Origin of the sequence: Intrasporangium chromatireducens Q5-1 (genome assembly GCF_000576575.1) — a bacterium.
In the GTDB taxonomy this organism is placed as follows: domain Bacteria; phylum Actinomycetota; class Actinomycetes; order Actinomycetales; family Dermatophilaceae; genus Intrasporangium_A; species Intrasporangium_A chromatireducens.
Genome location: NZ_AWQS01000239.1, coordinates 1 through 5,655, shown reverse-complemented (window position 1 = coordinate 5,655; position 5,655 = coordinate 1). Strand labels below are relative to the sequence as shown.

Below are 5,655 nucleotides of genomic sequence, written 5' to 3'. Positions count from 1 at the left end.
TCGCCGACATCCAGCCGCGCGGGGTGGTCGTCGCCGCCACGGGCGGCTCCGGTGCGGTGGGCGGCCTCTTCGACGCGGTGACGCGCCAACACAGTGCAGTCCCGGTCCAGACCTGCCGGTCCACGCCCCTGCCCGGCTGGGTCGGGGCCTACGACCTCGTCATCGCGGTGTCGCAGTCGGGCCGCGCCGCCGGCACGCTAGCGCTGGCCGCAGAGGCGGCGCGACGAGGCGCGAACCTGCTGACGGTCGGCGCGGCCGACTCGCCCCTCGCCGATGTGTGCGCCCGGGCGCACGGCACCCATGTCCCCATCGACGCAGCCGGTGCCGGCTCACGGACCTCGCTGTGGGCGCAGGCCACCCCGGTGCTCATGGCCGCGGACGCCCTCGGCCTCGCCTCGATCGGCAGGCCCACGGTCGACGCGCTCGCCGACGTGCTCGACGAGCAGGCGCGCAGCCTCGGCCCCCGGGTCGAGTCGTGGGAGAACCCGGCGAAGGCACTCGCCGCCGAGGTCTCCGAGTCCATCCCCATCCTGCTCGGCTGCGGTCCGCTGGGGGAGACCGCGGCCCGACGCGCGACGGCGATGTTCGGCCGGACCGGCCGGGTCCCGGTCGCCTACGGCTTCCTCCCGGACGCCGCCTCCCAGATCGTGGCGTGCTTCGACGGCCCGCTCGCCGGTGGCGAGGACGGCGACCAGGGCTCGAGCGACATCTTCGCCGACCCGTTCCTCGACGGCCGCGTGCGCCGGCCGTTGCGGCTCATCATGCTGCGCGACGCCTCCGAGGACGGTGGCGGCTACTCCGCCGTGTCCGACGCCGTCATCGCGGCGGCCGAGGACGCCGGGGTGCGCGTCTCGCTCATCGACGCCACCTCGGCCGACCCGCTGCTCCGCCTCGCGCACCACGTCGCGCACACCGACTTCGCCGCGACCTACCTCGCCCTCGGCCTCGGCTACGACCCGGGCGACTCCCGGCACGTGCGCATCCTGCAGGACGCCCGTCCGCGCTGACGAGGCGTCGACGTAGGCTGCCCCGCGTGACCGAACACTTCGACCTCGCCATCATCGGCACCGGTTCAGGCAACTCCCTCGTCACTCCGGACTTCGACGACAAGCGTGTCGCCGTCATCGAGTCGGGGACCTTCGGGGGCACCTGCCTCAACGTCGGGTGCATCCCGACGAAGATGTTCGTGTATGCCGCTGAGGTGGCCGACGCGGTGCGCGGCGCCTCGCGCTACGGCGTCGACGCCGAGGTCACGAAGGTCCGGTGGCGCGACATCCGGGACCGGATCTTCCAGCGCATCGACCCGATCGCCGAGGGGGGCAAGGACTACCGGGTCAACGGGCCCAACACCACGGCCTACTTGGGGCGGGCCCGCTTCACCGGGCCGAGGGAGCTCACCGTCGCCTACCCCGACGGGCGGGCGGCCGAGCTGACCGCCGACCAGGTCGTCATCGCGACCGGGGCCCACGCCCTCGTGCCCGCGGCCATCAGCGGTGCCGGCGTGCCGTTCCACACCTCCGACACGATCATGCGGATCGAGGAGCTGCCCGAGCACCTCCTGGTCCTGGGCGGCGGCTTCATCGCCGCGGAGATGGCCCACATCTTCAGCGCGCTCGGCGTGCGGGTGACCGTCATCGCGCGTGGGGAGAAGCTGCTCCGGCACCTCGACTCGGAGATCGCCGAGCGGTTCACCCGGCTCGCCCGGGACCGGTGGGACGTGCACACCGACGCACACGTCGCACGCGCCCGGACGGACGGCGACGCCGTCGTCCTGGACCTCACGGACGGCACGTCGGTCTCCGGGGACCTGCTGCTCGTCGCGACCGGACGGGCCCCCTCGACGGCGGACCTGCAGCTCGACATGGCGGGGGTGCGCACCCACACCGACGGCCGCGTCGTCGTCGACCAGTACGGCCGCACCGGTGTCGCCGGCGTGTGGGCGCTCGGCGACTGCTGCTCGCCGTACCAGCTCAAGCACGTGGCCAACGCCGAAGCCCGGGCCGTCGCCCACAACCTCGTCCACCCGGACGACCTGCGACCGTTCCCGCACCGCAACGTGCCCTCCGCCGTGTTCACCGCCCCGCAGATCGCAACTCTCGGGCTGACCGAGGACGAGTGCGTCGCCCAGCACCGCCCACATGTCGTCAAGGTGCAGTCCTACGGCGACACCGCCTACGGCTGGGCCATGGAGGACACGACGAGCGTGTGCAAGGTCATCGCCGACCCGCACACCGGGCTGCTCCTCGGTGCTCACGTCATGGGGCCGCAGGCCTCGACGCTCATCCAGCCACTCATCCAGGCGATGGCGCTCGGCACGCCCGCCCCGGTCGTCGCCCGTGACCAGTACTGGATCCACCCGGCACTCGCCGAGGTCGTCGAGAACGCGCTGCTCGGTCTCGACCTCGCCGAGCGCTACCCGAGGTCCCCGACCCCGTGACGAGGCGCCGCCGCCCCTAGGATCTGCCCATGGCAGGTGGACTGGTCGCGCTCCTCGACGACATCGCGGCCCTCGTCAAGCTCGCCGCCGCATCGGTCGACGACGTCGGGGCCGCCGCGGGCCGGGCGAGCATCAAGGCGACCGGTGTCGTCGTCGATGACACCGCGGTGACACCGCGCTATGTGCAGGGACTGTCGCCGGAGCGAGAGCTGCCGATCATCAAGCGGATCGCCCTGGGGTCGCTGCGCAACAAGATCGTCATCATCCTGCCGGTCATCCTCGTCCTCAGCCAGTTCCTGCCATGGCTGCTGACACCCCTGCTGATGCTCGGCGGGGCCTACCTGTCCTTCGAGGGCGCCGAACGCATCTGGGAGGCCCTGTCCGGCGCTCACGAGGACGAGCCGGCCGCGGCCGTCGACGCCAGCCAGGAGAAGGCGGTCGTCTCCGGGGCCATCCGGACCGACTTCATCCTCTCCGCGGAGATCATGGTCATCGCCCTCAACGAGGTGGCCGGAGAGGCGTTCTGGGCGCGCGCGGCCATCCTCGTCATCGTCGCCGTCGTCATCACGGCGCTCGTCTACGGCGTCGTCGGGCTCATCGTGAAGATGGACGACGTCGGCCTGCGACTGGCGCAGCAGGAGTCGCCGTCGGCCCAGCGGGTCGGCCGGCTCCTCGTCAAGGGCATGCCGGTCCTGCTCGAGGCGCTGTCGACGATCGGGATCGTCGCCATGCTCTGGGTGGGCGGCCACATCCTCGTCGTCGGTTTCGACGAGCTGGGGTGGCACGGCCCGCTCGGGGTCGTCCACGCCCTCGAGGAGGCCGGGCAGGGCGTGCCCGCCCTCGGTGGCGTCCTCGGCTGGCTCGGGGGCACGGTCGGCTCGGCGATCTTCGGTCTCGTCGTCGGCGCGCTCGTCGTGGGACTGCTCCACCTCCTGCCCCGGCGCCGCGCGGCGCACTGAGCACAGCGGCATACGGGAGGGGGCGCGGCTGCGCCCGAGGGCGCCGCCCGCCCGCGCACCCTGGAGCGAGCGCGTGGCGGCCCGGGCTGACGTGGTCCGCCGCGCGCGCCGGTAGACTGGACGACCGCCGGCGTGGGTGATGACCCGCGAATGCCCAGATGGGCTGCGCCGGGTCTGCACACCACCGACGAACGGAAGGGACCATCCATGTCCTTCGATTACAAGGTTGCCGACCTGTCGCTCGCCGAGGCCGGACGCCACCAGCTGCGCCTCGCCGAGCACGAGATGCCGGGCCTCATGGCGCTGCGCGAGGAGTACGCCGCGAGCCAGCCGCTCAAGGGAGCGAAGATCGCCGGCTCCCTCCACATGACGGTCCAGACGGCCGTGCTCATCGAGACGCTCACCGCGCTCGGCGCCGAGGTCCGCTGGGCCTCGTGCAACATCTTCTCCACCCAGGACGAGGCGGCCGCGGCGGTCGCCGTCGGGCCCGACGGCACGCCGGACGACCCGCAGGGCGTCCCGGTCTTCGCCTGGAAGGGCGAGACGCTGCCGGAGTACTGGTGGTGCACCGACCAGATCCTCACCTGGCCGAACGGTGACGGGCCGAACATGATCCTCGACGACGGCGGCGACGCCACGATGCTCGTCCACAACGGCGTCGAGTGGGAGAAGGCCGGTCAGGTCCCCGCGACGACCGAGGAGGACTCCGAGGAGTTCGCGGTCTTCAAGGACCTCGTCCGCGGCACCATCGCCGAGAACCCGCAGAAGTGGACGAAGGTCGCTGCGGGCATCCAGGGCGTCACGGAGGAGACGACGACCGGCGTCCACCGGCTCTACCAGCTCGCCGAGACGGGAGACCTGCTCTTCCCCGCGATCAACGTCAACGACTCGGTCACCAAGAGCAAGTTCGACAACAAGTACGGCTGCCGGCACTCGCTCATCGACGGCCTCAACCGGGCGACCGACACCCTCATCGGCGGCAAGGTCGCGGTCGTGTGCGGGTACGGCGACGTCGGCAAGGGCTGCGCCGAGTCGCTGCGCGGCCAGGGCGCCCGCGTCGTCGTCACCGAGGTCGACCCGATCTGCGCGCTGCAGGCCGCCATGGAGGGCTACCAGGTCGCGACGCTCGAGGACGTCGTGGAGACGGCCGACATCTTCATCACGACCACGGGCTGCAAGGACGTCATCCGCGCCGAGCACATGGAGCAGATGAAGGACAAGGCCATCGTCGGCAACATCGGCCACTTCGACAACGAGATCGACATGGCCGGCCTGGCCAAGCTCCCGGGCGTCGTCAAGACGGAGATCAAGCCGCAGGTGCACGAGTGGGTCCTGCCGTCCGGGCGCAGCATCATCGTGCTGTCCGAGGGGCGCCTGCTCAACCTCGGCAACGCGACCGGCCACCCGAGCTTCGTGATGAGCAACAGCTTCAGCAACCAGACGATCGCCCAGATCGAGCTGTTCACGAAGAGCGGCGAGTACGACAACCGCGTCTACACGCTGCCGAAGGTCCTCGACGAGAAGGTCGCGCGCCTGCACCTCGATGCCCTCGGCGTCCGGCTCACTGAGCTGACCAAGGGCCAGGCGGAGTACCTCGGCGTGGATGTGGCGGGCCCGTACAAGCCGGAGCACTACCGCTACTGACGCCAAGGCGTGAGGACACGAGCGAGGAACGAGCGAGGCCCGGAGCGCCGATTCGGCTCAGTAGCGCGAAGACACCGCTACTGACGCCAAGGCGTGAGGACACGAGCGAGGAACGAGCGAGGCCCGGAGCGCCGATTCGGCTCAGTAGCGCGAAGACACCGCTACTGACGCCAAGGCGTGAGGACACGAGCGAGGAACGAGCGAGGCCCGGAGCGCCGATTCGGCTCAGTAGCGCGAAGACACCGCTACTGACGCCAAGGCGTGAGGACACGAGCGAGGTACGAGCGAGGCCCGGAGCGCCGATTCGGCCCAGTAGCGCGAAGACACCGCTACTGACGCCAAGGCGTGAGGTATGCCGCTCAGCTGAGCCAGCTGAGCGGCATACCCTTGCTTGGGGTTGCGGCTCATCCCGGCGGCCCACACCCGGCCGGACGGACAGGAAGACGGATGAAGAAGCTGGTCTCCGGCGCTGTGACGGCAGCGCTCGCCCTCACGATCGCCGCGTGCTCGGGCACCGCCCAGCCGCCGTCCAGCGGGAGCGGTCCGGCAACGACCGGGGCGTCCACCAGCGCGCTCGCGGCGACGGGCAGCCCCACCACGGCCGCGACCCCGGCG

4 protein-coding genes are annotated in these 5,655 nt (G+C 71.4%); all 4 read left to right on the top strand.

What is annotated here, in order from left to right; translation table 11 throughout:
• Nucleotides 1–1,007, top strand: a 1,007-nt coding sequence (locus tag N864_RS18575; protein WP_034720609.1) for an SIS domain-containing protein, incomplete at its 5' end; no start/stop codon positions are given.
• A gap of 26 nt (nucleotides 1,008–1,033) precedes the next feature.
• The gene (locus tag N864_RS18570; protein ID WP_034720607.1) at nucleotides 1,034–2,437 is read left to right on the top strand and encodes a mycothione reductase; all 1,404 of its coding nucleotides are present in this window, start codon (nucleotides 1,034–1,036) and stop codon (nucleotides 2,435–2,437) included.
• Nucleotides 2,438–2,466: 29 nt separating this feature from the next.
• Nucleotides 2,467–3,396, top strand: coding sequence for a DUF808 domain-containing protein (locus N864_RS18565; protein ID WP_034720602.1), 930 nt, complete (start codon nucleotides 2,467–2,469; stop codon nucleotides 3,394–3,396).
• Nucleotides 3,397–3,603: 207 nt separating this feature from the next.
• A complete protein-coding gene (gene ahcY / locus N864_RS18560) occupies nucleotides 3,604–5,040 on the top strand; it encodes an adenosylhomocysteinase (RefSeq protein ID WP_034720598.1) in 1,437 nt (478 codons plus the stop codon).
• The last annotated feature ends 615 nt before the right edge of the window (nucleotides 5,041–5,655 follow it).

Coding starts and splice junctions, on each gene's coding strand:
- N864_RS18565 (WP_034720602.1), top strand. CDS start 2,467: ATGGCAGGTGGACTGGTCGCGCTCCTCGACGACATCGCGGCCCTCGTC.
- ahcY (WP_034720598.1), top strand. CDS start 3,604: ATGTCCTTCGATTACAAGGTTGCCGACCTGTCGCTCGCCGAGGCCGGA.